This window comes from Rhodococcus sp. 077-4, from assembly GCF_047782425.1.
Classification (GTDB): Bacteria; Actinomycetota; Actinomycetes; order Mycobacteriales; family Mycobacteriaceae; genus Rhodococcoides.
On record NZ_JAJPWC010000003.1, the window covers coordinates 58,480 to 83,455 of the forward strand.

The following is a 24,976-nucleotide window of genomic DNA, read 5'->3' on the forward strand; positions in this document are numbered from 1 at the left end:
AGCAATGGCCTCAGAAAGCTCGGAATTCGACGTCATCGTCATCGGCGGTGGCCCAGTCGGCGAAAACGCCGCGCAGTACGCCATCGCGGGCAGCGACCGCACCGCCGTGATCGTCGAACACGAACTCCTCGGCGGAGAATGCTCGTACTGGGCGTGTATGCCCAGTAAGGCCCTGCTGCGGCCGAGCGAGGTTCTCGATACCGCACGACACATGCCGGGCGTCAAGGAACTGGTCGGTGACCAACCGCTCGATGCCGACGCCGTCCTGGCCCGACGCGAATCCTTCACCCACGGCCTCGACGATTCCTCGCAGATGACGTGGGCCGAAACAGCGGGCATCTCGGTGATCCGCGGCCACGGGCGCCTCACCGGGGAGAGGACCGTCGAGGTCGACGGCCGCACACTGACGGCGCGGCACGCCGTCGTACTCGCCACCGGCACCACGGCATCCGTACCGAACACACCGGGTCTGCGCGACGCCCAGCCGTGGATCTCTCGCGATGCCACCAACATTCACGAGACTCCGGGGCACATCGCAATCATCGGCGGTGGCGTCGTCGCAACGGAGGCGGCCACCTGGTTGCTCTCGCTCGGAGCGAAGGTGACGATGATCGTGCGCGGATCGTCGCTGTTGGCCGGTTCCGAACCGTTCGCAGGCGAACTCGTCGCGAGCGCGCTGCGGGGTCGCGGCGCGACAATCATGCTCGACGCCTCCCTGACGTCCGTCTCGCGGGAGAATCCTGCCGCCACGGGCATCGGCCGAATCCACGGTGGCCCTGTCACTCTCGTCGTCGACGGCAACGAGATCGACGGCAGCGAGATCACGGTCGATGAAATTCTGGTCGCCGCAGGCCGCACTCCGGCGAGTTCGGACCTCGGACTTGCGACCCTCGGCATCGACGCAGGCCACTACATCGAGGTCGACGATCATCTCAATGTGCCCGGCCACGAGTGGCTCTACGCGGTGGGCGACGTCAACGGGCGAGCCCCACTGACGCACATGGGTAAGTACCAGGGCCGGGTGGCCGGTGACGTCATTGCCGCGCGAACAGAGGGAAAGCCGCTCAGCAGCAAGCGATTCAGCGCAACTGCAGATCACGGCCAGATCCCCCAGGTGGTGTTCACACCGCTCGAGGTCGCCTCGGTCGGACTCACCGAGGCCAAGGCCAGGTCGGCGGGCATCGACGTCGAGATCGTGGCACAGGACATCGCCGTCGCGGGTTCGTCTCTGCAACAGGACGATTACACCGGCCGCGCGCAACTGGTGATCGACCGAGGCACCGACACCATCGTCGGTGCCACCTTCGTCGGTCCTGGTGTCGCGGAGCTGGTGCATGCTGCCACTGTCGCCGTGGTCGGAAAGGTATCGCTCGACGACCTGTGGCATGCGGTGCCGTCGTACCCGACGGTCAGCGAGATCTGGCTTCGGCTGCTCGAATCTCGACGATGAGCGTCAGCTGCGCGCCCACGCCTGCGGATTCACCGGATGCGGCGGTGGGTTGCCGCTGAACATGGCCGCCGCGTTGGTGGCGCAGAGTCGGGCCATCTCGGACCGTACCGACACCGTGGCACTGCCCACGTGTGGCAGCAACACGGTGTTCGGCAGCTCCGCCAATCCGGGTTCGAGAGCCGGTTCTCGTTCGTAGACATCGAGTCCCGCTGCCGCAATGACGCCGTTTCGCAGGGCCGTCACCAGGGCGGCTTCGTCCACGACGGGACCGCGAGCGGTGTTGATCAGAATCGCCGACGGTTTCATGGCCGACAGTGCCGCGGCATCGACGAGGTGGTGCGTGGACTCCGACAGCGGAACGTGCAGCGACACGAAGTCACTGGTGGTGACGATCTCGTCCCAGGACGCGTGTTCGACGCGACCGGCGAACTCACCGAGCTCGTCCTCGGAGACGTCTCGATCGCCGGGAGGCCTGGGGCAGAACTTCACCGTCATGCCGAAACCCAGTGCGCGCCTGGCCGTAGCTCTGGCAATTCTGCCGAAACCGGCCAGTCCGAGCACTCGACCCGAAACATCGCTGCCGAGTAGCAGTTCCGGTTTCCAGCCGGTGAACGATCCGGCGCGTACGAAGGAGTCTGCCTCCACTGCACGCCTGGCCGTGGACAGCATCAGCAGCATCGCGATGTCGGCGGTGCAATCGGTCAGTACCCCAGGGGTGTTGGCGACGGTGATGCCGTGTGCGGTGGCGGCCGCGATGTCGATGTTGTCGTATCCGACGGCGTAGTTGGAAACCCCGACTATCGATGCTGCAGCGAGTAATTCGGCGTCGAATCGGTCACGTATCTGGGACACGACGACACTGTACTTTCCGGATGCGCAGGCGTCGAACAGTTCTTCGTGGTCGAGTTCTCGGACCTCGACGTCGCCTGCGGCGCGCAGAATGTCCATTCCCGGTGCGGGAATTTCGGTGGTGACGAGGATGGTGCTCACAGGACCCACTCGAAGGCCGACGCCTCGGATCGGGCGCCCTGCACGGTTTTCGATCGCATGGGTTCTCCCAGTTCGGTCAGTAGTTTCTCGGAGATATCGACCAGCGCGGTCAGGGTCCCGGGCGTGAACCAGTTGGGCCGGGTGGCGAAGAGGATTTCCTCGCTCGAGGTGTTGCCGCTTGCCCCAGGGGCGAAGGGGCAGCCACCGAGTCCGCCGAGGGAACCGTCGACCAGGGTTGCTCCCGCGGATATCGCGGCGAGGGTGTTCGCGACGCCCAGACCCCAGGTGTCGTGCCCGTGGAACACGATTCTGCGGCTGGGCGTTTCGGCGGCGACGCGGCCGATCAGCGATGCGACCTGCGTGGGCACCGCTTGCCCGAGGGTGTCTGCGATGACGATGTCCGTTGCGCCGGTGGTTCGTTCGTCGTCGGCGATCGCGATGACCCGGTCCGCGGGCACGGCTCCCTCGAAGGGACAGGTGAAGGAGGTGGCGATGCACAATTCGATCGCGCCGCCCACCGAACGCGCGATGTCGATGGCCGCGGGCATGGCCGCGAGCGAGTCCTCGGTGGTGCGGCCGATGTTGGCCTGGTTGTGCGAGTCCGACGCCGAGAAGCAGTACTGGAAATTGCGGGCCCCGGCTGCTGCGGCCTTCTCGACGTGCCGCGGGGTGGCGACCCACACCCAGCATTGCGACAGTTCCTCGGCGGTCAGTTCGCCGATTACGTCGAGCGTGTTGGCCATGGGCGGCACCTTGTCTCCGCGCGCCATGGACCCGATCTCCAACTCGGGAACTCCGAGATCGACCAGGGCCCTGATGATCTCGAGTTTGCGCTCGGTGGAGAGCATCTTGCCGGTGAGCTGCAACCCGTCGCGCATCGTGACGTCGCGAAGTTGGGCCGCGGGTGCGAATTCGTACATCAGGCGTCCAATTCCTCATCGGTGCGGCCGAGCAGGCTCGACAGAACTTCCCGAGTGTGTTCGCCCAATTCCGGTCCGACCGACCGAATGGGAATGGACCGATCCCCGATGACGGGCACCACTCCGACGAAGCCCACATCGACCGGCTCGTCGCCACCGGTGTCGACGGCGAAGTGCTGGATCATGTTTCGGGCGGCATACTGCTCGTCGGCCACGATGTCCGCCGCGGTGTAGATCGGGCCGGACGGCACTCCCGCCTTGTCGAGAATCGCCAGAGCATCGGCGCGAGAATGCAATCCCGTCCAGTCCGAGATGGCGGAATCCAACTCGTCGCGTCGACGCCAACGGCCGGCATTGGTGGCGAGATCGGGATCGGCGGCCAGATCGGGCCGGTCGATGGTCTCCATGTAGCGCTGGAAGATGGCGTCACCGTTGCCCGCGATGATGATCGCGTGACCGTCGTTGCATGGGTACGCATTCGACGGCGCGATGCCTTCCATTCGTCCCCCGGTCCGCTCGCGTTCCACCCCGTAGGCGAGGTAGTCCGGAATCAGCGATTCCATCATCGACAGGATCGACTCGTTCAACGCGACGTCGATGGTCCGTTCGCTCGCAGTCAGAGACGTACCCCCTGCCTGCCGCTGCACCTGGCGTTGGAAGAGCGCCATGACGGATCCGAACGCGGCGTACAGGCCTGCGATCGAATCGCCGATCGACACTCCGACGCGAACCGGCGGACGATCGGGATCACCGACCAGATTACGAAATCCGCCGTATGCCTCTGCCACAGCGGCGAATCCGGGCCGATCCGACATCGGACCCGTCTGTCCGAACGCCGAGATGCGAGTGACGACAAGATCAGGATTGGCCTCGGTGAGCACCTCGGAGGTGATTCCCCACTTCTCTAGGGTGCCGGGGCGGAAATTCTCCAGCAGAATGTCGCACTTCGCAGCGAGCTCGACCACGTCCTTGCGCCCCTGTTCGGTGCGCAGATCGAGCACGATCGACTTCTTGTTCCGGTTGATGGTGCGGTACAGCATCGAGGTGGTGCCGGAATACAGCCGCCAGTTGCGCAACTCGTCGCCGGTGCCGGGACGCTCGACCTTGATCACCTCGGCCCCGAAATCCGCGAGCATCCGACCCGCGGTCGGTGCCGCGATGTAGTTGCCGAGTTCGAGTACTCGAACCCCGTCGAGCGGAAGCGTCATAGCATTCCTTTCACTTCTCCGGCCCCTTCACTTCTCCACCAAAGGCTGAGCGCGCCGAACGGACAGCGCGGCCCGCGAGGCATCGAGTTCGACGGGCGATCGCACGAGTAGCTCCCCCACCCGGAGGGTTCCGTCGGACAGCGGTTCGACGCGCAGGCCGCCGCGACCGATCAGTGCCTTGCGTGCGCCGTCGACCACCATGCGGTCCATCCAAGCGCACGGATGGGCCGGTCGGCCACCACGGAACCGAATCCACCCGTCTCCGGAATCGAGCTCGAACTCCAGACCGCGCAGCGGGTCGAGCTCGAGACCACGCACAACGACGTTTCGCCTGGCCACAGCCGGATCGGGAACCTCGATCCCGAGTACGTCGCCGACTGCATCCCAGGCCTCGACGGCCAGGAAACTCACCGCCGCCTCGGTGTGCGCCTTCACGCCGAAGAACCTGTCGCCGCGAATGCCCTTGTGCGCGACGATCTCGACGCTGCCCGGCATTTCGGTCGCGACGTCGGCCGGACCGTCCTTGGACCTGCCGAAATACGCGTGGGTGGGCGAGCGGAGCAACTGCACGATCTCGGCGCGATACTCGAACGGCATGCACTCGAGTCTGCCCGTTGCCGATCCACCCCGGTTCTTACCCACGGGTAAGGACGGATCAGTACACTCGCGAAATGGCTGTGACAACGCGCGTGACCACCTCCGACGGCATCATCGAAGGAAAGCCGGTGGGTGATCTGACCACCTGGCGTGGCATTCCCTACGCCGCTCCTCCCGTCGGACCGCTTCGATTCCGCGCGCCGCAACCCACCGAACCATGGTCGGGCGTGCGCGACGCCACCGAGTGGGGCAACGCTTCGGTTCAGCACAAGCGCGGCACGATGCTGGCGATCGGCAAGTACCAGCCGTCCAGCGAGGACTGCCTGACGCTCAACGTGTTGGCACCGAGTGCACCGAGTGCGACACCGCGTCCGGTCATGGTCTTCATTCACGGCGGTGCCTACACGCTCGGAACGTCTGCGACCCCGCTCTACGGCGGCGGCTCGCTGGTGCGGCGCTCGCTGCAGGACGGCGACGGTATCATCTACGTGTCGGTCAACTACCGACTCGGCGCACTGGGCTACCTCGACATGTCTCAATTCTCCACTCCCGAGCGACCTTTCGACTCCAACCTTGGCCTGCGCGATCAAGTCGCAGCTCTGGAATGGGTGCAGCGCAACATCGAGAACTTCGGCGGCGATCCGAACAACGTCACCATCTTCGGAGAATCGGCAGGCGGCAATGCCGTCACCACCCTGATGACGGTTCCCGCGACGAAAGGCCTGTTCGCTCAGGCCATTTCCGAAAGCTCGGCTCCCGGCATGACCGCGACGAAGGAGCGCGCCGATCAGTGGGCGCGCGAGTACATCGGCTATCTCGGCGGCACCGCCGAGACCGCCGCCGAGACCCTCGACAACGCCGAGGTGCTCCAGCTCGGGCGGGCAGGCACCAAGCTCGGTCTGACCACGTTGCACCGCACACCGGGCCTGATCCCGTTCGGCCCGGTGGTCGACGGCGACTTCCTTCCGGTCAGCCCGGTCGAGGCATACGCGAAGGGCACGGCGCACCGCGTCCCGCTGATCATCGGCACCAACGCCCGTGAGGGAACACTGTTTCCGAAGTTCCTCGACGCGCTGCCCACCAACCCCGAACGCATCACCAAGCTGTTCTCACTCACCGATCCCGACGCCGAAGCCGTGGTCACTTCAGGCTATCGGGGCTACCCCAACGAGCGGGCAGCCATCGACTTCGGCGGTGACTTCACTTTCTGGAAGCCCTCTCTCGAAGTGGCAGAGGGCCATTCACGGCACGCGCCCACGTACTTCTACCGTTTCGACTTCGCCCCACGGTCGCTCAAGGTCCTCGGATTGGACGCCACCCACGGCTTCGAACTGTTCGCGGTGTTCGGCATCAACGAGACGCTGTTCGGCAAGGCACTTACGCTGACCGGAGGCCGTAAGGCATTCGCCGAGGTCACCGAGCAGGTGCAGTCGCACTGGATTGCGTTCGCCACCAACGGCGCACCGTTGGACACGTGGCCTGCGTACGACGAGGCCGACCGCAGGACATTGATCTTCGACACGCGCACTCGGGTGCAGAAGGACCCGCGCAGCGACCGACGCAAGGCCTGGGAAGGCTACCGGGGTTACGACAGCCAGAAGCTCGAACCCGTCACTTGAGCAGACGCGACATGCGGCGGTCGGCGAGAATCTTGCCGGCCGTCTGGCACGTTGCGCAGTACTGAAAAGACCGGTCCACGTAGGCGACTTCGCGTACCGGGTCGCCGCACACCGGGCACGGAAGACCGGTCCTGGCATGCACTCGCATGCCGGATCGCTTCTCCCCCTTCAGACGTGCCGCGTCCTGACCTGCCGAGCGGGCCACCGCGTCGGACAGGACCGAGCGCATCGCCGCGTAGAGCGCCCCGACCGACTCGGGATCGAGCTTGCTCGACGACGCGAACGGCGAGAGCTTCGCGACGTGCATGATCTCGTCCGAGTAGGCGTTTCCGATACCGGCCAACAATGATTGGTCCACCAACGAGGTCTTCAGGCGCGCAGTGGTGCTTCCGAGAATCTCCGCGAATTCGAGCTCGGTGACCGTCAGGGCATCAGGCCCGAGCCGAGCGATGCTCGCAACCTGCTGCGGATCACGCACCACCCACACCGCCAACCGCTTCTTGGTGCCCGCCTCGGTCAGATCGATGGCGGGCGTCGCACCCTCGGGAGTGAAGAAGTGGATCCGCAACGCCAGCGGCCCTTTGCCCGGCTTGGGTGGCGCGACGCTCGGGTTGTCCACCCACCGCAGCCATCCCCCGCGCGAGAGGTGCGTGATCAGCCACAGATCACCTGCTCGCAGCGCCAGATGCTTTCCGAAGCGCGCTGCGTCGGTGACGTCCTTGCCCTGCAGCTCGGTGATCGGCGGATCGAACGTCTTGAGAACACTGAGGGCCGCGATGTCGATGCGGCCGATCACGGCACCGACGGCATGCTCGCGCAGAAAGCCGGCAAGGGCTTCCACCTCGGGTAATTCCGGCATGTGTCCAGTATGCAGCTACGATGACCGTCGTGATGGTTCCGACTCCGTACGAAGATCTGCTGCGCCGCATCCTCGATACCGGGACGGCCAAATCCGACCGGACGGGCACCGGCACCACCAGCGCGTTCGGGCACCAGATGCGCTTCGACCTGTCCGCGGGCTTCCCGCTGATCACCACCAAGAAGGTCCATCTCAAATCCATCGTCTACGAGCTGCTGTGGTTCCTGCGCGGAGACTCGAACGCCACGTGGCTGCAGGAGCACGGCGTCAGTATCTGGGACGAGTGGGCAGCTCCCGACGGTGAGCTCGGCCCGGTCTACGGCGTGCAGTGGCGGTCGTGGCCCACCCCGTCGGGTGAGCACATCGACCAGATCTCCTCGGTGATCGACACCCTGAAGACCGACCCGGATTCGCGTCGAATGATCGTCTCGGCCTGGAACGTCGGTGAGATCCCGCGGATGGCGCTGCCGCCGTGCCACGCGTTCTTCCAGTTCTACGTCGCCGACGGCAAGCTCTCGTGCCAGCTCTATCAGCGCAGCGCAGACATGTTCCTCGGCGTGCCGTTCAACATCGCCAGCTACGCGCTGCTCACGCACATGGTGGCGGCGCAGACCGGCCTCGAGGTCGGCGAGTTCGTCTGGACCGGCGGCGATTGCCACATCTACGACAACCACCGCGATCAGGTGACCGAGCAGCTCTCTCGCGAGGCGTACCCGTACCCCACTCTGAAACTGGCACAACGAGATTCGATCTTCGACTACACCTACGAAGACATCGAGATCGTCGGCTACCGACACCACCCGGCGATCAAGGCACCGGTAGCGGTGTGAGTGCACCGCACTTCGTCGGTCTGATCTGGGCCCAGAGCACGGCGGGCGTCATCGGGGACGCGGGATCGATCCCCTGGCATGTCCCCGAGGACATGGCGCACTTCAAGTCGAAGACGGCAGAGCATCCGGTGATCATGGGCCGGAAGACCTGGGACTCACTGCCCGTGAAGTTTCGTCCCCTGCCGGGCCGTCGCAACATAGTGGTCACCCGCAACTCTTCGTGGACCGCCGACGGTGCCGAAAACGCATCGAGTGTCGCCGATGCCGTGGCCCTGATAGGCGAGAGCCCGGTCTGGATCATCGGGGGCGGCGAAATCTATCGCAGTGCAATGGATATCGCGACCCACCTGGAAGTCACCGAGGTCGATCTCGATGTCGACGGAGATACTCGGGCTCCCGCGATTCCGGACGGTTGGATCGCGCGAGCGGGCGAGTGGCAGATCAGCCGCGAGAACGCGACGCGGTTCCGCTGGGTCGAGTACGGAAAGCCTATCCAACCTTCTTGAGCGCGTTCAGGATTCCCCCGTCGCGACTGCGAGCGGTGCGTCATACTGGCGATCATGGACAAGAAGTCACTCACCGCACTTGCCCGTCAACAACTCAAGCTCGCGGTCGGCGCATCGAGCGGCCGTAGCTCGCAGACGGTGTACGGCGGTCATCGACGCCACCTTCGGCAGACGGTCGTGGCACTGGCCGCCGGAAACAAGTTGGCCGAGCACGACCTGTCCGGCGAGTCGACGGTTCTGGTGCTCAGCGGCAAGCTCGAGCTGATCAGCGGTGAACGCTCCTGGAAGGGCTCGACCGGCGATCTGCTCGTCATCCCCGACGCCCGCCACAGCGTCGAGGCACTCGAAGACGTCAGCTTTCTGCTGACCGTCGCTATGTGAGCGCTTTCCTCACGACCAACACCGGGCAGTCCGCGGTGTTGACGAGTGCGAAACTCGTGGATCCCAGCAGCATTCCACCGAATCCGCCGCGCCCTCGGTTGCCGACCACGATCAGCGCGCCGGTTTCGGACAGTCCGCTCAGCACGCGAACCGGACGGTCCTGAGCCACGACGCGCTGAACCTCGACCTCCGGAAAGCGCTCCTGCCAGCCGGCGAGGCTCTCGGCCAACAGCGCCTCCTCGCCGTCGGCGATGGCCTGCCAGTCCTTGGGAGCGCGGCCGAACGACTGCGTCAGATCGACATCGGACCACACGTGCACCGCGATCAGCACGGCGTCACGCGCCGAGGCTTCGACGAACGCGGCTTCCACCGCGGCCTGGTTGACGTCCGAACCGTCGACGCCGACCACGACCGGCCCCTCGGCAACCGGACGGCCGTCGATGTCGCGGCCCCGCACCACGGCCACCGGAGAGACGCTGTGCGCGGCCAACGACAGTGTGACAGCACCGGTTTCGCTTGCCCCGATCACCAGAATCTCGGCCTGCGCCGACACGCCGATGAGAACGTCCATGACGCCGCCCTCGACTGCACTCGAGGTCACCTCGAAGGCAGGATCGTCGACCACCAGCGCCGCCAGAGTCTCCGCCGCCACCAACCTGGATTTGGCCGTGGCCACGAATTCCGTTGCTTCTCCGGCGAACTCGCTCAGATCGACGACTCCCGGCATATCGACGGCAGTCACGATGTGCAATCGCCGATCGCGTCGGTGAGCGCAGAGCGCCGCCCAGATCACGGCCTTGTCCGCGGCGGCGGATCCGTCGATGCCGACGATGATCGGTCGAGAGCCTGTCACGTTTCGGGCCTCCGGTCGGTACCCACGAACCAGGTCGCGAGCGTATGACGAATAGGAGTTCAGGCTAGTCGATGTGGCTGATATGTGGTGTCAGCTGGCGCGCAAGGTGTTCGCGTACTCCTGGATTCGCGTGCGGCCCGGCCCGCTCGCAGCTGCCTGGCCGTCGAGGTGATCGAGGTAGTCGGCCAGCTGATCGCGCTTGCGGGCTCCGGCGTCGAGATCGGTGCGCTCGAAGACGCGCCACTGAGCCAACATCGGCCGTAGGACCTCGTCGAGGTGGCGGCGGAGGTCGTAGATTCCGTCCCGCGAGATGAGCATCGCGCTGCGTGCGAAACCAGGCAGATTGGTGCCGGGCAGCTGGAAGTTCATGACGACCTCCGTGATTGCCGTGACCGTCGCAGCCGGTGCAGCGTCGAGCGCCGCCGAGACCAGGTCGGAGAAGAAACCGACGTGCAGATTCTGATCGGCGACGATACGTGCGAGCAGGCGATCGGCCACCGGGTCGTGGCACTGAGCGGCAGTGTTGCGATGGCAGATGATGGAGACCGACTCGTCGAGGGTCACCTGAGCCAGCGACCTCAGTAGGTGCGCTGCATTCATCGGGGCGTCGAAACCTACGGTCATGCACTGCGAGCGAGCGCGGCCGAGAGCGATCGGATCGACGCTGCGGGTGGCGACCAGGTAGTCGGTGAGAGCCACTGCATGGCGGGTTCGTTCGTTGCTCCACTCGGTGAGCCACGACGGCCAGGCACCGACCTCGGAGGTCGCGGCATCCCGCCGATACAGCGGAATGTTCTGCTCGACGAGCAGAGCGGTCACCAACGCCGCTTTCGCGGTCTCGGTCAGAGTCGAGGTACGCGAACCCCAGTACATTTCGGCCCGGACGAAATCGGCTGGTTCCCACTGCACGGCTTCGGCGCGATGGCGAGCGAGATTCTGCTCGATGGTCGGCAACAGTTCCCGCAGAACCTCGAACTGCCCGATACCACTGTGCATGCCCGCCCCTTTGTCGCCCGCCTACCCACTCCGACCGGGATCAAAGTAGTTGCGACGCTCCCGGGCCGTGGATGCCTTCGCGAATGTTCAGGACAAGTCGCAAGCGCTCGCGGCCACCGCTCGAGATAGGTCACAACGAGTTTTACCGAAACGCTAGATCACACGTAGATAACAACCTATGATCGATCCTGTTAGAGGCCAGGAAACAAACTTTAAGTACGAAAACGCTACGGTTTCGTCGGGAATTGCATAGATTGACCCGTGGAAGCGCATCGTTACGCGAAAGTAAGTTTGCTCTCCGAAGACCTGAAGAACCCAACACGAAGGGTTGATCTGTGACCGTTCACAACTCGACTGGCCTCGGAATCATGGTCGCGGGTCAGCCTGCGTCGGCTCCTCTTCGCGACTTTCGCGCAGTGGCGCGGCTCCTCGTGGGGCATTTCGCCGCCAACACTCCCTGCGGTTCGTTGCCGGGCGAACAGCTGCACGGCGACGTCACCGAATTCACCGTCAAGTGCATCAGCATCGCCGTGCAGATGCTCGATGAACGACGGGCCCCGGCCGAGTCCGACCTGGTCGAACTTCGCGCCAAGGCCAGTCAGTGGGCGCGTGAGGGCGTTCCGCTCGAGTCCGTTCTCAGCGTCTACCACGAGGGCATCCAGATCGGCTGGAATCTGGTGTCGAAGCGGGCAGGCGAGGGCGATGCAGCACAACTGATCGAGGCCGCGCGCATGTTCGTCATGCTGTCGGAGAAGGTGTCCATCGCAGCCAGCAAGAGTTACGTCGAGGAGCTCCAGTCGGTGGCCAGTGAGCACCACACGGCAGCGCACACCCTGGTGACCTCGCTGCTCAGCGGTCACAACGCCGTATCGATGGCCCGTCAGTCCGGAATCGAACTCGCCGACAGTTACCTCGTGCTCGCCCTCTCCGTGCCGCCGCACCCGGACGAGAACGACCCCAACATTCAGAAGACGGTCGCCGCTCGCCGAAAGCTGCGCCGCGTCCAGGCCGAGTTGGCGACGATCTGCGGCCGGACGCCGCTGTCCCTGCTCAGCACCGAGGGGGGCACGGTGCTGATCCCCGGAATCCACGACGACGAGTGGGTCGAGGCCCTGGTGCATCGCATCGGTACCGCCGCCGAGGTTCCCGTCACCGCCACCGCCGAGCAGGCCGCCACCGCAGACATCCCCACCGCAGCCGATCAGGTACACGAGCTGCTGTCGTTGGCCCACCAGCTGCATCGCCCGTCCGGCCTATACCGGATGGACGACCTGGTGCTCGAATACCAGCTCACGCGTCCCGGCCCCGGTCGACGGCACCTGACCCAGATCCTCGAGCCTCTCGATTCGTCTCCCGAGCTGCTCGAGACGCTCGAGATTCACATCTCCCACGATCTGAACCGCCAGCGGTCTGCTCGCCAACTCCATCTGCACACCAACACCGTGGATTACCGCCTCAAGCGGATCGCACAGCTCACCGGGTTCGACCCGACCCGGCCGTCGGGAATCCGACATCTGCAGGCAGCGCTGGTTGCCCGCAGACTCGAATCCTCGCGCGGCGCAGCCTGATCTGACGGTTCCCTCGAGTTCCTCGAACCGACGGCAGGTAGCGTCGGAAGTATTCGAGGAGCAGGGGGAATCGTCCGTGGCGAAGTTATTGCTGGAGTTGTCCGGGGTGGTCAAGGAGTACCCCACCGGCGAACAGCCGGTACGCGCGTTGGACGGTATCGATCTCACGATCGAGGGTGGCCAATTCGTCTCGCTCGTCGCACCGTCCGGTGCCGGTAAATCGACGCTGCTGCACATGCTCGGCGCACTTGACAGCCCGACCTCGGGATCCATCAAGTTCGACGACGTCGAGGTCACCACCCTCGACGACAACGCCCAATCGGATTTCCGACGCCACCAGGTGGGGTTCGTCTTCCAGTTCTTCAACCTGCTGCCGACGATGTCGGCCTGGGAGAACGTCGCTGTCCCCAAGCTGCTCGACGGCACCCCGATCAAGAAGGCCAAGTCCGACGCGATGCGTCTGCTCGACATGGTCGGACTCTCGAACCGATCCGAGCACCGCCCGGCACAGCTGTCCGGAGGCCAGATTCAGCGCATCGCCATCGCGAGAGCACTGATGATGGATCCGGCCCTGCTCATCGCCGACGAACCGACCGGCAATCTCGATTCGAAGACCTCCCACAATGTGCTCGAAATCCTCGCCGACGTGGCGCACGCCAGCGAGGGGCGTCGCGCAGTGGTGATGGCGACCCACGACCTCGAGGCGGCACGGTCCACCGATCGCATCGTCAGCATGATCGACGGCCGCGTCGAGACCGACACAGCGACGGCCGGTCTCGATCGGTGATCGGTACCGCGCTCAGCAGATTTCGAGTCATCAGTCTTCGTGACCTCCGCATGCACTGGGTGCGTTCGCTGGTTTCGGCCGGCGTCGTTGCCGTCGCGGCCGGGCTGCTCATCGCCGTCCTCGGCACGTACGGGTCCTTGACCGGATCCGTCGAGCGTCTTGCAGTGTCGATCGCGGGCAACGCGAACTACGAGATCGTCGGCGTCACCGACTCCGGCTTCGACCAAACCGAACTCGATGCCGTCCGCGCTGTTCCCGGCGTCGAGACGGCGGTTCCGCTGCTGCGGAGCACCGTCCGATCCGATGTCGGGGACCTCACGATCCTCGGTGTCGATGCGTCCATCACGGCATTGCAATCCGATCTCGAGGGCGCAGTCGGCAACGCGGCAGGGTTGCTCATCGATCCGTCCGGTGTATTGGTCGGAGCCGCAACGGATCTGACGCAGGGCGATACCGTCATGATCGACGACGTTCCGACATCGGTGGTCGGCGTCGTCGATGGTCCGGGAACACAACGTATCGGCGGAGGCATGTTCGCCGTCGCGCTCCTCCCGACGGCTCAGACGCTCACCGACCGCCCCGGCCAACTCGACTCGATCTTCGTTCTCGGCAGCGGCGACGCCCTCCGCACCGACCTCGACGCCGCGTTGGCGGGCCGGGTGTCGGTGATGAATCCGGACTTCCGAGCCGACCGCGCGAACCAGGCGATGAGCCTGACTCGCAATGCGACACTGATGGTCTCGCTCATTGCGTTCGTCGTCGCGGCGTTCCTGGTGTTCAACGTCATGAACATGGCCATCGCGAAGCGTCGGCCCACCATCTCGCTGCTCCGAGCGGTCGGTGGCCGCCGAGCCGACATCGTCCGAGATCTGTTGTTCGAGTCTGTTCTGGTCGGTCTCGTCGGCGGTGCCGTCGGCGTCCCGCTGGGAATCGTGATGGGCCGCATCGCGATCGAGAGTCTGCCGCCGTTTCTGTCGCAGGCCTTCGATGCACGGATTGAATACGTGTTGCCCGGCTTCGCCATTCCGGTGGCGATCGTGGCATGCGTGCTGGCCTGCGTAGGAGCCTCGGCTGTTGCGGCAGTGCAGGTGTATCGCATCTCGCCGATCGAGGCACTCGCGGTCGGCGGCGGTGAGACCTCGGGCGGTCCAGGTCTGCGGTTCACGCTGGCCGCGACCGTATTCGGCGTTCTCGCCATAGCCGGATCGTTCCTGTTCGCCGTCAACGTCGACGGTCAACTGACCCTCGGTGCCGGTGCACTCTTCATGTTCGGCGTCGTCGCGCTGTGCGTCGGCGCGACGGGACCGATCGTGTCGGCCACCGCAGCAGTCCCCCGCCGCTGGGGTGGTGCCGGACGCCTGGCGACCGCCACCATCGAACGCGCCCCACGGCGCATCTGGGCAACCGTGATGACGATCGTGATCGCGGTGGGAGTCAGTGTGGGAGTGTCGGGTTCGCTGACCAACATGACCGACTCGGCAGCCGAATCGTTGTCGTCGTTGGCAAGTACGGATCTGTACGTATCGATGAGCTCGCCCGACGCCATACCGTCGGGCCCCATCGTTCCTGCCGCAGTGGACGCAGCTGTCCGAGCGACACCGGGAGTGTCCCGAGTCGTCGAGGGGCAGTGGGCGTATGCCACGATCGACGACGAGTTGGTCTCCATCCAGGGCGTCGCCGACGGCAGCAACGCGGTGACGCTCGCGTCGCTTCCTGGCGATGTGCGTGCCGCGCTGCTCGCCGGCGACGGTGTGGTGCTCTCCGAGGGTTTCGGCAGAACGCTCGGCGTCTCGGTAGGCGACTCCGTCGATCTTCCGACGCCGACCGGTGTCCAGAACGTTCGCGTATTGGATCTGGTCGAATACATCAACGCCGCGGGCGGCACCATGGCAATTTCGTTGGACTCGATGCAACGCTGGTACGACCGCCCCGGTGCGACCTACCTCGAGATCGGCGTCGACGGAGATGTTGCCGCCGTGCAGGATTCACTACGTTCGACGCTGCCGCCCGAGGCGTTCGTGTACACCGGCGCTGCCGCACTCGAGGGCACGAGCGCCGCCATCCGACAGTCCGGTGCGCTGGCCATCGCGTTGCAGTGGATCGTCGCACTCGTTGCCGCCGTCGCGTTGCTCAACACATTGACGCTCTCGGTCCTCGAACGTCGCCGCGAACTCGGCGTACTGCGCGCCATGGGCGGTGGCCGCGGAACCCTCGCGCGCATGGTGCTCGCCGAGGCACTGTCGGTCGGCATCGTCGGCGGTGTGCTCGGGCTGATCATCGGAGCGGGTCTGCAATACCTGAGCACCCTGATCCTCGGAGCCAGCATCGGAATTCCGGTCGCCTACACCGCCGGTTGGTCGGTGCTGCTCTACGGACTCGTCGCTCTCGGCCTGTCGCTGCTGGGTTCGGCTCCCCCTGCCGTGCACGCATCACGACTGAACATCGTGGATGCTATTGCGGCGGATTAGGTGCTGGGCTGGGTCTGGGGTCCGCGGCTGCGGGGCTCGGGATCCGCAAACGCGCGCGCGTTCGTCAGGTGCGAGCGGAATAGGCAGCCCGTGGCCGGCGACTCTGCGCGCGTCTCGCAAATGCGCGCGCGTATGTACGAGGATGACCGACGTGGCCACATTCAGCGTGGAAGTCGAGGAGTACGCCGTCGAGAGTCTGCGGGACTGCGTGGGCGGTCCCGAGTGGGAGTTGCAGCCCGAGCGCGCCGCGGTTCTGGTTCACGACATGCAGCCGTATTACCTGAACGTGCTGCAGCACTCGGTACGCGCACGCGTGGCTTCGGAAGCGTCGGCTGTGGTCGCACGCGCCAGGTCGGCCGGCGTTCCGATTCTGGCCAGTGGCCCCCGGCCTGCGACTGTCCTCGAGCAGCGTGGACTGCTGGGACCGATGTGGGGGTTGGGTCCGTCCACCGAGGACATTGTGGTGACCGAGCCGGACTTCGTTCCGATCGCGAAGCGCAGCTACAGCGCCTTCTACGCCACCGACCTCGAGGTAGAACTTCGCCGACGCGGCCGTGACCAGCTCGTCATCGTGGGAGTGTTCGCCTCGGCGGGAATTCTCGCGACAACGTTCGACGCTTTCGCCCGCGATATTCAGTGCTTCGTCGGCATCGAATCGATCGCCGATTACACCGCTCACCAGCACCGCACCGCCCTGAACCTGATCTCGTCACTGACCGGGACGGTGAAAAGCAGCGGGAACCTGCTTCACGATCGACGCGGTGGGCCGCTAGACTAGCGAGCGCGATGTGGGCCAGCTGTGCACTGTGGCAACGAACCCATCCGCAGACGATTGTTCCGAGGGTTGAATCTCGTTGTACTTCAACGGATTACGATCAGCAGAACGGTCACCAGCCTTCGTAGCTCAGGGGATAGAGCAACCCTCTCCTAAAGGGTAGGTCGCAGGTTCGAATCCTGCCGAGGGCACCACGAAACACCAGGCCGGGTCCCCGCAAGACTCGATCCGTGGGGCGGTTCATCGCATCCACGCCAGGCGGAGGTTGCACGGTGAGTCGCATAGCGAAAGAGTGCACCTGTGAACCACACTCCGAGCGAGAACGTGCCACCCAGTCGCGTCGACGGTGAGAAACCCGATCGGGACGCGGGCTCACAACTGCCGGTGCCCAGTTGGAGCGACGTCGTGTGGAGCTTCCTCGGCGGGCTCGGCGGAACGGCGCTGGGAGGTGCGATCGGTCTCGTCGGGTTGCGGATCTCCGGGTCCGCCTGGTTTGCCATGCTCGCTCTTGTTCTCGGCGCTACGCTCGGGTGCACCGGCATCTATGTAGCCCTGATTCAGCGACGTCGATGGTCGTTGTCGGACTTGGGTTTTCTGCCTCCCGCGCACAGCCTTCTACATCTGTTGTGGCAGGTCCCAGTGCTCATCTCAGCCGCCAGCCTGGCAGCGACGGCATTGGCAGAACATCTCGACTTGCCGCCCGCAGGCAACCAAATCTCGGTTGTGCCGGACGCTCTCGAACTGGGCCCTGTCGCGATCGCCGTGGTGCTGATCGTGAGCGCGGGTGTGATTCCACTGATCGAGGAGATCATTTTTCGGCGGGTACTCCTCGGCTGGCTGATGTCGAAAATGTCGACCACGCTGAGCGCCGTACTCGCTACCCTTGTCTTCACGCTGTGTCACGGTGCGCCATCGGCGATGCTGTACATCCTGTTCTTTTCCACCGGTCTCGTCGCGACGCGCCTCTGGTACCGCACACTGTGGGCACCCTTGTTACTTCACTCGATCAACAACGCAGTGTTCAGCTCGGTCGCAATCTCGGCCATGGTCGCCTGACGCCAGAGCAGGTCTTGCGCACCCACGAAAACACCCGTACTATCGAACATGCATTCGAGTACTGGGGAGGAACTCGTGGTCACAGCTGTACAAGATTCACCACCGACGTCCGATGAAGTGCTGCGCTTCGTTGCGCGCCTTCAGTCGTCGGACTTCGATGTCGACGCAGCAGCCGGAATCGATTTGATCTCTGCACTCGAATTGATGAAGAGCGCCGGCGTTGCTGCGCAGGCCGTAGTGACCGACGCCGTGGCGACGACCATCAGCAATGAACGCCGCGAGCGCGGCAAGCCGAAAGCTCAGTGGCGCATCGGTATTGCGTCGCAGATCGGCTTGGCGAGGCGCGAATCACCGAACCGCGGCGGCACCCACCTCGGCCTCGCTCGCGCGCTCGTTCACGAAATGCCGCACACCCTCGCCCGTCTGCGCGCCGGGGAACTCAACGAGTGGCGCGCCATGATCCTCGCTCGCGAAACCGCCTGCCTCACCGTCGAAGACCGCCGGACCATCGACAACCGACTCTGCTCGGACCCGGCCACCCTCGCCGGTGCCGGCGACCGCATGATCGAAGGCCGCGCCCGCGCACCCGCCAACGAACTCGACGCCGCCTCCCAGGTGAAGCGCCGCGCCAAGGCTTATGGGGCCCGCCGCATCAGCACCCGGCCAGCGCCCGAATCGATGGGTTTCTTCACTGCACTGACCTCGATGGAGAAGTCGGTCTGTATGTGGGCAACTCTGCGACGAGACGCCGACACGATCATCAACTCCGGCGGCGGCGACACGCGCACCCGCGACCAGATCATGGCCGACCTCGTCTTCGAGCGGATCACCGGCGCATCGGTCGCACAGGGCCCACCGGTCACGGTCGACATCGTCATCTCGGACTCCGCCCTCCTCGCCGACGGCAAGAAATCTGCCTGTCTGCACGGCTACGGCGACATTCCATCCGACGTCGCACGCCAACTCATCCGAGACACGCTCGACAGTGAGACGCACGTCGCATTGCGCCGCCTCTACGCCCACCCGAGGTCCGGCGCACTGACGGCAGTGGAGTCCACCTCACGCGCATTTCCCACCGCACTGGGACGCCTCATCGATCTCCGAGATCGCACCTGCCGCACCCCGTGGTGCGACGCGCCGATCCGTCACCACGACCACATCGAACCGCACTCCACGGGCGGAGCAACCAGTGCAGAAAACGGCGCAGGTCTTTGTGCCGCATGCAATTACGCGAAAGAAGGCGACGGCGGGACGGCCGAAGCCAGACGAGACAAACGCAATGCGAGACACCGCTACACACTCATCTCACCCACCGGGCACACCTACGACTCGAGCGCGCCACCGATGCCGGTGGTGGAGCTCTACAGCTCGACGATCGAGAACGTGATGCTCCACGGACTCTTCGATTTCGACGCGGCATCGTGAGTCACTGCGGGAAGAGAGCTGACCACATCTCGGTTACACTCGGTGACGACGCGCGTAGCTGCACGTCAGACGTCGTGGAATGCTCCCGAACCTCCATGTGCACCCTGCACAGGCTTCTCTTACGGCGATCGAAACTGCCCACCGGCAGTCTCGCCACCTTGCATCTCGGCCCGAAGGCCCGCAGGTGCAACACCCTGCCCGAAAGGCACTTTTCATCACTATGACGACCCCACAGACTTTTGCTGCACTCGGCGTACCCCAGGCCATCGCGGATGTACTCGCGAGCCAGGGCAAGTCCGAGGCATTCCCCATCCAGGCCGACACGCTCCCCGACACACTGCAGGGACGCGACGTACTCGGACGCGGAAAGACCGGCAGCGGTAAGACACTCGCCTTCTCCATCCCGATGGTCGCTCGCCTCGCCGGCCAGCTCCCCGGTAACCGCAAGCCCGGTCGCCCCCGCGGCCTGATCCTCGCGCCGACGCGTGAGCTCGCCACCCAGATCGCCGTCGCGATCGAGCCCCTCGCCTCCGCGTACTCGCTGAAGGTCACCACGATCTTCGGTGGTGTCTCGCAGGTCCGCCAGGTCTCCGCGCTCAAGGGCGGAGTCGACATCGTCGTCGCGTGCCCCGGTCGCCTCGAAGACCTGATGAAGCAGCGGCACCTGACCCTCGACGGCGTTCAGATCACCGTCCTCGACGAGGCAGACCACATGGCCGACCTCGGGTTCCTGCCCGTCGTCACCCGCATCCTCGCCGCCACCCCGGACAAGGGCCAGCGCATGCTGTTCTCCGCGACCCTGGACAACGGCGTCGACAAGTTGGTCAAACGCTTCCTGCACAACCAGATCACGCACTCCGTCGACGAGGCCACCTCCCATGTCGAGGCCATGACGCACAGCGTGTTCGAGGTCGACGGCGTCGAAGCCAAGAAGAAGCTCGTCCACCAGCTCGCCTCGGGCACCGGACGCCGCATCCTCTTCATGCGCACCAAGCACCAGGCCCGCAAGCTCGCCAAGCAGCTCACCGACGCCGGAATCCCGTCCGTCGATCTGCACGGCAACCTCTCGCAGGCCGCACGTGACCGCAACCTCGCCGCCTTCTCCTCCGGCCAGGCTCGCGTTCTCGTCGCCACCGACGTTGCAGCCCGCGGTGTTCACGTCGACGACGTTCAGCTCGTCGTCCACGTCGATCCCCCGGCCGAGCACAAGGCGTACCTGCACCGCTCCGGTCGCACGGCACGCGCGGGAAGCGCCGGCGACGTCGTGACCGTCGTCCTGCCCGAGCAGCGCAAGGACACCGCAGTTCTGCTGCGCAAGGCCGACATCAAGGTCACCCCGATTCGCGTCACCGCCGACTCGCCTGCAGTGGCGAACCTCGTCGGCGAGCAGGCCCGCTACGTCCAGCCTGCACCGCGGGTCGAGGCGGCACCGGCGCGTACCGCGAATCCTCGTAACAGCAACAATGCTCGACGCGGCGGCCCGGCCCGCTCCGGCGGACAGCCCCGCAGCGGAGGCCAGCCCCGCAGCGGTGGCGGCGGCCACAGCCGTCGCGCAGCAGGACCGGCCACGAGCCAGCGCAGCCGCTGATTTCAGCCCAAGAACAGGAAAGCACTCGCTACGAGTGCTTTCCTGTTCTTGCGCTCACCACCGCAGCAACCGCACACAAGCCCGCTGCACCGAACCACGCCATCGTGTAGGCGCCGGTGGCATCCCGCACCACGCCCGCGACAACGGACGCGATACCCGCACCGATCTGATGTGAAGCGAACACCCAGCCGAACACCAACGACCCGCGGTCGCCGAACACTTCGCGGCACAGGGCGATGGTCGGTGGAACCGTTGCCACCCAATCCAATCCGTAGATCACCACGAAGATGACGATCGACGGCTGGATGGTCGCGGACAGCAACCAGGGCAGAAACAACAGCGATATCCCGCGAAATCCGTAGTACGCGGCCAACAGGTAGCGAGGGTCGACGCGATCGGTCAACCAACCCGATCCGATGGTTCCGACGATGTCGAAGATTCCCACCACCGCCAGCAGACCCGCTGCGGTGGTTTCGTGCATTCCGTGGTCGTGCGCGGACGGGATGAAGTGAGTTCCGATGAGCCCGTTGGTCGTTGCGCCACAGATCGCGAAGCCCAACACCAGTGCCCAGAAGGTTCGCACCCGGCTCGCATCGCGCAATGCCTGAATCGCGGCCCGCGCTGGATTCACGGCAGAGACGGCCGTCGGCGGGACGTAGTCGGCAGGCGCTCCGTACGGAGTCACGCCGATGTCCGCCGGCATGTTTCGCAGCCAGCGCAGGACGAACGGAACCACGATCAACGACCCGCCTGCGATGAGGAACGAGGCGGCGCGCCAGCCGGACTTGTCGACGAGCTGCGCGATCAGGGGCAGAAAGATCAGCTGACCCGTCGCGCTGCCGGCCGTCAAGATGCCCGAGACGAGGCCGCGACGCTGCACGAACCACCGATTGGTCACCACTGCGGCGAACACCAAAGCCATCGATCCGGTACCGAGACCGATCAGCACGCCCCACGTCAGCACCAACTGCCATGCCTGCGTGACGAATACGCTCAGCGCACTGCCCGCGGCCACGACCACCAACGCGGTCGACGTCACCGCCCGGATCCCGAAGCGTTCCATCAGCGCCGCAGCGAACGGCGCAGTCAACCCGAACAGCACGAGGTTGACGCCCACCGCCACTGACAGCATCGACCGCGGCCAACCGAACTCCTCATGCAGCGGAACCATCAGCACGCTCGGTGCCGCCCGGAAGCCCGCGGCACCGACGAGTGCGAGAAACGCCACCGCGGCCACGATCCACGCTGGATGAACCCTGCTACGGGTACCGATCTCCGAAGTCACCGTGACATTGTGCGCGCAACGTGCCGAGCATCGCGGCTGGCACACTGGAACGGTGACCGTCAGCGCTTCCCGCCCTTCATCCGGGCCCCTCGGACCTCTGGAAATGGCGACCGCTGCTGTCATGAGCAGTTTCACCGTGGCGTTGACGGTGATCGGCGTGCTCGTGCCGATGGCTGCGATCCTTCAGGTCGTCGCGGCTGTTCCCATGTCGGTGGTCGCGCTCCGGCACAGGACTCGCGCACTGGTCACGTCCGCGGTCGCCGCCACCCTCGTCGGATTCGTCGCGGCCGGTACCCAGACGGCCATCACCGTGGCCAGTGCCGCCCTACTGGGCGGTCTGGTCGGCCGGGCGAAGCGCAGGAAGCAGGGGTTGTTCGGCGTACTGATCACCTCGATGGTCGTCGGGCCGATGCTCGGCGCATTGACCGTGCTGATGCTCCTCGTCCTCGTTCCGCTGCGCGAGCTGTTTCTCGCGACTCTTCGCAACACTTTCGAGGGCATTTCTCGACTGCTCGAGCGCACATCGGCGCTGCAAGGCACTGCCGACGTGATCCGCACCAACTCCACGACCGTTCTCGACAACTGGTGGTGGTGGGCAGGCGGGTCGATCGCCGTCGGCATCGTCACCGGAACCCTGTTCGCGTGGCTCATCCTCACCGCGATCCTCGACCGACTCTCCACCATTCCCACCCCCGAGCCTCTGGCCCACGGCACCGACGCAGAGATCGGCCCGCTGCCGGTCACGCTCACCGCTGTCGGGTTCCGATACCCCGACAACACGACTGCGGCGTTGACCGGCATCGACCTGCGCATCGAAACCGGTGAATTCGTGGCGATCGTCGGCCACAACGGTTCCGGCAAATCGACGCTGACGCGGATTCTCGCCGGCCTCGAACCATCCGAGGGCACCGTCGACCGGCCCGGCTCGACCGGTCTCGGACGATACGGCGGCACCGCGGTGGTGCTGCAACGTCCCGAAAGTCAGATCCTGGGCACCCGCGTCGCCGACGACGTGGTGTGGGGACTGCCGCCCGGCGATTCCCGTCCCGACGTCGAGGCCCTGCTCGACGAGGTCGGACTCGGCGGCATGGGCGCGCGCGACACCGCATCGCTGTCCGGCGGTGAAATGCAGCGTCTCGCAGTCGCCGCAGCACTGGCCCGCAGGCCCGCACTGCTGATCGCAGACGAGGCGACCGCGATGATCGACGCCTCAGGACGCGAACATCTGGTGTCGCTCCTCGCCGAACTGCCTCGTAGGCATGGCATGTCGGTCGTTCTGGTCACCCATCACGTCTCGGACACCGTCGCCGCGGATCGCGTCGTGCATCTGCACGAGGGATATCAGGTGCAGCACGACTCGATGTGGATGCACGCTCGAACCGAGAACCCCGTTGCACTGCACGACAATTCGAGCCAGCGCCTGCTCGAACTGAACAGCATTCAGCACACCTACAACCGGCGCACACCGTGGGCACAGACAGCTCTGAACGGCATCGACGTCACCGTCAAGCGCGGTGAGGGAGTGCTCGTTCTCGGTGGAAACGGTTCGGGCAAGTCGACTCTCGCCTGGATCATGGCCGGACTGACCGGCCCGACGCAGGGCACGGCACAGCTCGCCGGTAAGGCGATGACCTCGCAGGTCGGCGAGGTCGGGCTGGCCTTCCAACATTCGCGCCTGCAGTTGCAGCGACGCACCGTCTCCGAGGACATCGCTGCCGCCGCCGGACCCGAAACGGGATCTGCCACAGTCTCGGCCGCGATGGATGCCGTCGGCCTCGACAGGTCACTCGCCGCCCGCGACATCGATTCGCTCAGCGGTGGTCAGATGCGGCGCGTCGTGCTGGCCGGGCTCATTGCGCGTCGACCACGAATGTTGGTCCTCGACGAACCCCTGGCCGGGCTCGACCCACCCGGACGCGACGACATCATCGGCGTTCTCGCCGGACTGCGCGAACGCGGTGTCGCCGTGGTCGTGATCTCGCACGATGTCGACGGCATGGACACCGTCTGCAGCCGCACCATCACGATGGCCGACGGCCACATCGTCTCCGATTCGATCCTGGGGAGCGTGCGCTCGTGACCACCGTCGTACTGCGTCAAGTCCCGCGGTTCTCGCCGATCCATCGCCTGTGGGCAGGCACCAAACTCGTCGCCGTGCTGCTGCTGAGCATCACCCTCGTCGTGGCACCGACGTGGCCCGCGCTCGGAATCGTGTTCGCGTTGTTGGTCATCGCCGCAATGATCGCCCATGTTCCGATCACAGCTCTGCCGCGTCCACCGTGGTGGATCTGGGCGCTGTTCGGGGTCGGCGCGCTGATCAATCTGCCCATCGGTGGTGCCGCTGTCCTCATCTACTTCCGCGCGACGCTGTTCGTGTTCGTCCTGCTCGGCGCATCGATGATGATCGGCTGGACCACCTCGATGAGCGACATCGCCCCGGCGGTATCCAAGCTCGGCACACCGCTGAAGAAGCTGAAGCTGCCGGTCGACGAGTGGGCGATCGCCGTTGCCCTGAGCCTGCGGTCGCTACCGCTGCTGATCGAAGAGATGCGCACTCTCAACGCTGCCCGACGCCTTCGCCCCAAACCGGTCGTCAACAGCGCCTCGGACAACTCCTTGGTGGACATCGTCACGACGGTGATGTCGGTCGCCATCAGACGGGCCGACGAAATGGGCGGGGCCATCACCGCTCGCGGGGGTACCGGAATGATCACCGCCGGCGATGACCGATTCAAGGCCTCCGACGCGGTGACGCTGATCGTGGTGACGCTGGCGTGCGCCGCAGCGATTGCGATCAGCCTCCTGCTGGGCTGAC

22 protein-coding genes and 1 tRNA gene are annotated in these 24,976 nt (G+C 65.3%); 15 read left to right on the top strand and 8 right to left on the bottom strand.

All coding sequences use genetic code 11. The features are described 5' to 3' along the window. Positions 1–4 precede the first annotated feature (4 nt). On the top strand, positions 5–1,450 hold the full coding sequence (locus tag ACNEOT_RS16540; protein WP_415975300.1) for a dihydrolipoyl dehydrogenase family protein: 1,446 nt from the start codon (positions 5–7) through the stop codon (positions 1,448–1,450). A 3-nt stretch (positions 1,451–1,453) separates the two neighbouring features. Here ACNEOT_RS16540 and ACNEOT_RS16545 read toward each other — a convergent pair whose 3' ends face one another. Genes ACNEOT_RS16545 through ACNEOT_RS16560 form a run of 4 tightly spaced genes read right to left on the bottom strand, consistent with a single transcriptional unit; the run spans position 1,454 to position 5,165 of the window. Continuing rightward, on the bottom strand, positions 1,454–2,440 hold the full coding sequence (locus ACNEOT_RS16545; protein WP_415975302.1) for a 2-hydroxyacid dehydrogenase: 987 nt from the start codon (positions 2,438–2,440) through the stop codon (positions 1,454–1,456). Beyond that, complete coding sequence (locus ACNEOT_RS16550; RefSeq protein WP_415975305.1) at positions 2,437–3,360, bottom strand: hydroxymethylglutaryl-CoA lyase; 924 nt, start codon at positions 3,358–3,360, stop codon at positions 2,437–2,439. Before ACNEOT_RS16550 ends, ACNEOT_RS16545 begins: the two co-directional genes overlap by 4 nt. Beyond that, positions 3,360–4,568 (bottom strand): CaiB/BaiF CoA transferase family protein, encoded by a 1,209-nt coding sequence (locus ACNEOT_RS16555; protein ID WP_415975307.1) that lies wholly within the window; start codon positions 4,566–4,568, stop codon positions 3,360–3,362. The genes ACNEOT_RS16550 and ACNEOT_RS16555 overlap by 1 nt, the downstream gene beginning before the upstream one ends. Positions 4,569–4,595: 27 nt before the next feature. Further along, entirely contained in the window at positions 4,596–5,165 is a 570-nt protein-coding gene (locus ACNEOT_RS16560) for a molybdenum cofactor biosysynthesis protein (protein WP_415975309.1), read from the bottom strand. A 74-nt stretch (positions 5,166–5,239) separates the two neighbouring features. Between ACNEOT_RS16560 and ACNEOT_RS16565 the strand changes: the two genes are divergently transcribed. Beyond that, positions 5,240–6,784, top strand: coding sequence for a carboxylesterase/lipase family protein (locus ACNEOT_RS16565; RefSeq protein ID WP_415975311.1), 1,545 nt, complete (start codon positions 5,240–5,242; stop codon positions 6,782–6,784). On the opposite strand, the gene ACNEOT_RS16570 is transcribed toward ACNEOT_RS16565, so the two are convergent. Continuing rightward, positions 6,777–7,643: a DNA-formamidopyrimidine glycosylase family protein gene (locus tag ACNEOT_RS16570; RefSeq protein WP_415975312.1), complete on the bottom strand. Its 867-nt coding sequence runs from the start codon at positions 7,641–7,643 to the stop codon at positions 6,777–6,779. The two genes, ACNEOT_RS16565 and ACNEOT_RS16570, sit on opposite strands and share 8 nt — an antisense overlap. Positions 7,644–7,672: 29 nt before the next feature. On the opposite strand from ACNEOT_RS16570, the gene ACNEOT_RS16575 reads away from it, so the two are divergent. The 3 genes from ACNEOT_RS16575 to ACNEOT_RS16585 are packed head-to-tail and all read left to right on the top strand — an operon-like array spanning position 7,673 to position 9,360. Continuing rightward, on the top strand, positions 7,673–8,473 hold the full coding sequence (locus ACNEOT_RS16575) for a thymidylate synthase (RefSeq protein WP_415976327.1): 801 nt from the start codon (positions 7,673–7,675) through the stop codon (positions 8,471–8,473). Continuing rightward, entirely contained in the window at positions 8,470–8,979 is a 510-nt protein-coding gene (locus ACNEOT_RS16580; RefSeq protein WP_415975314.1) for a dihydrofolate reductase, read from the top strand. Before ACNEOT_RS16575 ends, ACNEOT_RS16580 begins: the two co-directional genes overlap by 4 nt. Before the next feature lie 54 nt (positions 8,980–9,033). Continuing rightward, a complete protein-coding gene (locus ACNEOT_RS16585; RefSeq protein ID WP_032395790.1) occupies positions 9,034–9,360 on the top strand; it encodes a cupin domain-containing protein in 327 nt (108 codons plus the stop codon). Here ACNEOT_RS16585 and ACNEOT_RS16590 read toward each other — a convergent pair. Then, the gene (locus tag ACNEOT_RS16590; protein WP_415975316.1) at positions 9,353–10,213 is read right to left on the bottom strand and encodes a universal stress protein; all 861 of its coding nucleotides are present in this window, start codon (positions 10,211–10,213) and stop codon (positions 9,353–9,355) included. The two genes, ACNEOT_RS16585 and ACNEOT_RS16590, sit on opposite strands and share 8 nt — an antisense overlap. A 90-nt stretch (positions 10,214–10,303) precedes the next feature. Further along, positions 10,304–11,209 (bottom strand): acyl-ACP desaturase, encoded by a 906-nt coding sequence (locus tag ACNEOT_RS16595; protein WP_415975317.1) that lies wholly within the window; start codon positions 11,207–11,209, stop codon positions 10,304–10,306. Between the two features lie 335 nt (positions 11,210–11,544). Between ACNEOT_RS16595 and ACNEOT_RS16600 the strand changes: the two genes are divergently transcribed. The 8 genes from ACNEOT_RS16600 to ACNEOT_RS16635 all read left to right on the top strand — a co-directional run bounded on the left by ACNEOT_RS16600 (position 11,545) and on the right by ACNEOT_RS16635 (position 20,876). Further along, positions 11,545–12,777: a PucR family transcriptional regulator gene (locus ACNEOT_RS16600; protein ID WP_415975318.1), complete on the top strand. Its 1,233-nt coding sequence runs from the start codon at positions 11,545–11,547 to the stop codon at positions 12,775–12,777. A 76-nt stretch (positions 12,778–12,853) separates the two neighbouring features. Continuing rightward, positions 12,854–13,564: an ABC transporter ATP-binding protein gene (locus tag ACNEOT_RS16605; RefSeq protein WP_415975319.1), complete on the top strand. Its 711-nt coding sequence runs from the start codon at positions 12,854–12,856 to the stop codon at positions 13,562–13,564. A 59-nt stretch (positions 13,565–13,623) separates the two neighbouring features. After that, positions 13,624–16,032: an ABC transporter permease gene (locus tag ACNEOT_RS16610; protein ID WP_415975321.1), complete on the top strand. Its 2,409-nt coding sequence runs from the start codon at positions 13,624–13,626 to the stop codon at positions 16,030–16,032. 151 nt (positions 16,033–16,183) lie between these two features. Further along, positions 16,184–16,810 carry an isochorismatase family protein gene (locus ACNEOT_RS16615; protein ID WP_415975322.1) on the top strand — a complete coding sequence of 209 codons (627 nt, stop codon included), beginning with the start codon at positions 16,184–16,186 and terminating at the stop codon, positions 16,808–16,810. A gap of 115 nt (positions 16,811–16,925) precedes the next feature. Next, positions 16,926–17,001: transfer RNA gene (locus ACNEOT_RS16620), tRNA-Arg, on the top strand. Positions 17,002–17,107: 106 nt separating this feature from the next. After that, on the top strand, positions 17,108–17,863 hold the full coding sequence (locus ACNEOT_RS16625; RefSeq protein WP_415975323.1) for a lysostaphin resistance A-like protein: 756 nt from the start codon (positions 17,108–17,110) through the stop codon (positions 17,861–17,863). Positions 17,864–17,938: 75 nt separating this feature from the next. Further along, positions 17,939–19,288, top strand: a complete 1,350-nt coding sequence (locus ACNEOT_RS16630) for an HNH endonuclease (RefSeq protein WP_415975324.1) — start codon at positions 17,939–17,941, stop codon at positions 19,286–19,288. 220 nt (positions 19,289–19,508) lie between these two features. Continuing rightward, positions 19,509–20,876 carry a DEAD/DEAH box helicase gene (locus ACNEOT_RS16635; protein WP_415975325.1) on the top strand — a complete coding sequence of 456 codons (1,368 nt, stop codon included), beginning with the start codon at positions 19,509–19,511 and terminating at the stop codon, positions 20,874–20,876. A gap of 28 nt (positions 20,877–20,904) precedes the next feature. On the opposite strand, the gene ACNEOT_RS16640 is transcribed toward ACNEOT_RS16635, so the two are convergent. Next, complete coding sequence (locus ACNEOT_RS16640) at positions 20,905–22,161, bottom strand: MFS transporter (protein ID WP_415975327.1); 1,257 nt, start codon at positions 22,159–22,161, stop codon at positions 20,905–20,907. Between the two features lie 121 nt (positions 22,162–22,282). Between ACNEOT_RS16640 and ACNEOT_RS16645 the strand changes: the two genes are divergently transcribed. Together ACNEOT_RS16645 and ACNEOT_RS16650 are read left to right on the top strand one after the other, a co-directional pair. Continuing rightward, positions 22,283–24,241 (top strand): DUF2232 domain-containing protein, encoded by a 1,959-nt coding sequence (locus ACNEOT_RS16645; protein ID WP_415975328.1) that lies wholly within the window; start codon positions 22,283–22,285, stop codon positions 24,239–24,241. After that, positions 24,238–24,975: an energy-coupling factor transporter transmembrane component T family protein gene (locus tag ACNEOT_RS16650; protein WP_415975329.1), complete on the top strand. Its 738-nt coding sequence runs from the start codon at positions 24,238–24,240 to the stop codon at positions 24,973–24,975. The genes ACNEOT_RS16645 and ACNEOT_RS16650 overlap by 4 nt, the downstream gene beginning before the upstream one ends. Position 24,976: the final 1 nt, after the last annotated feature.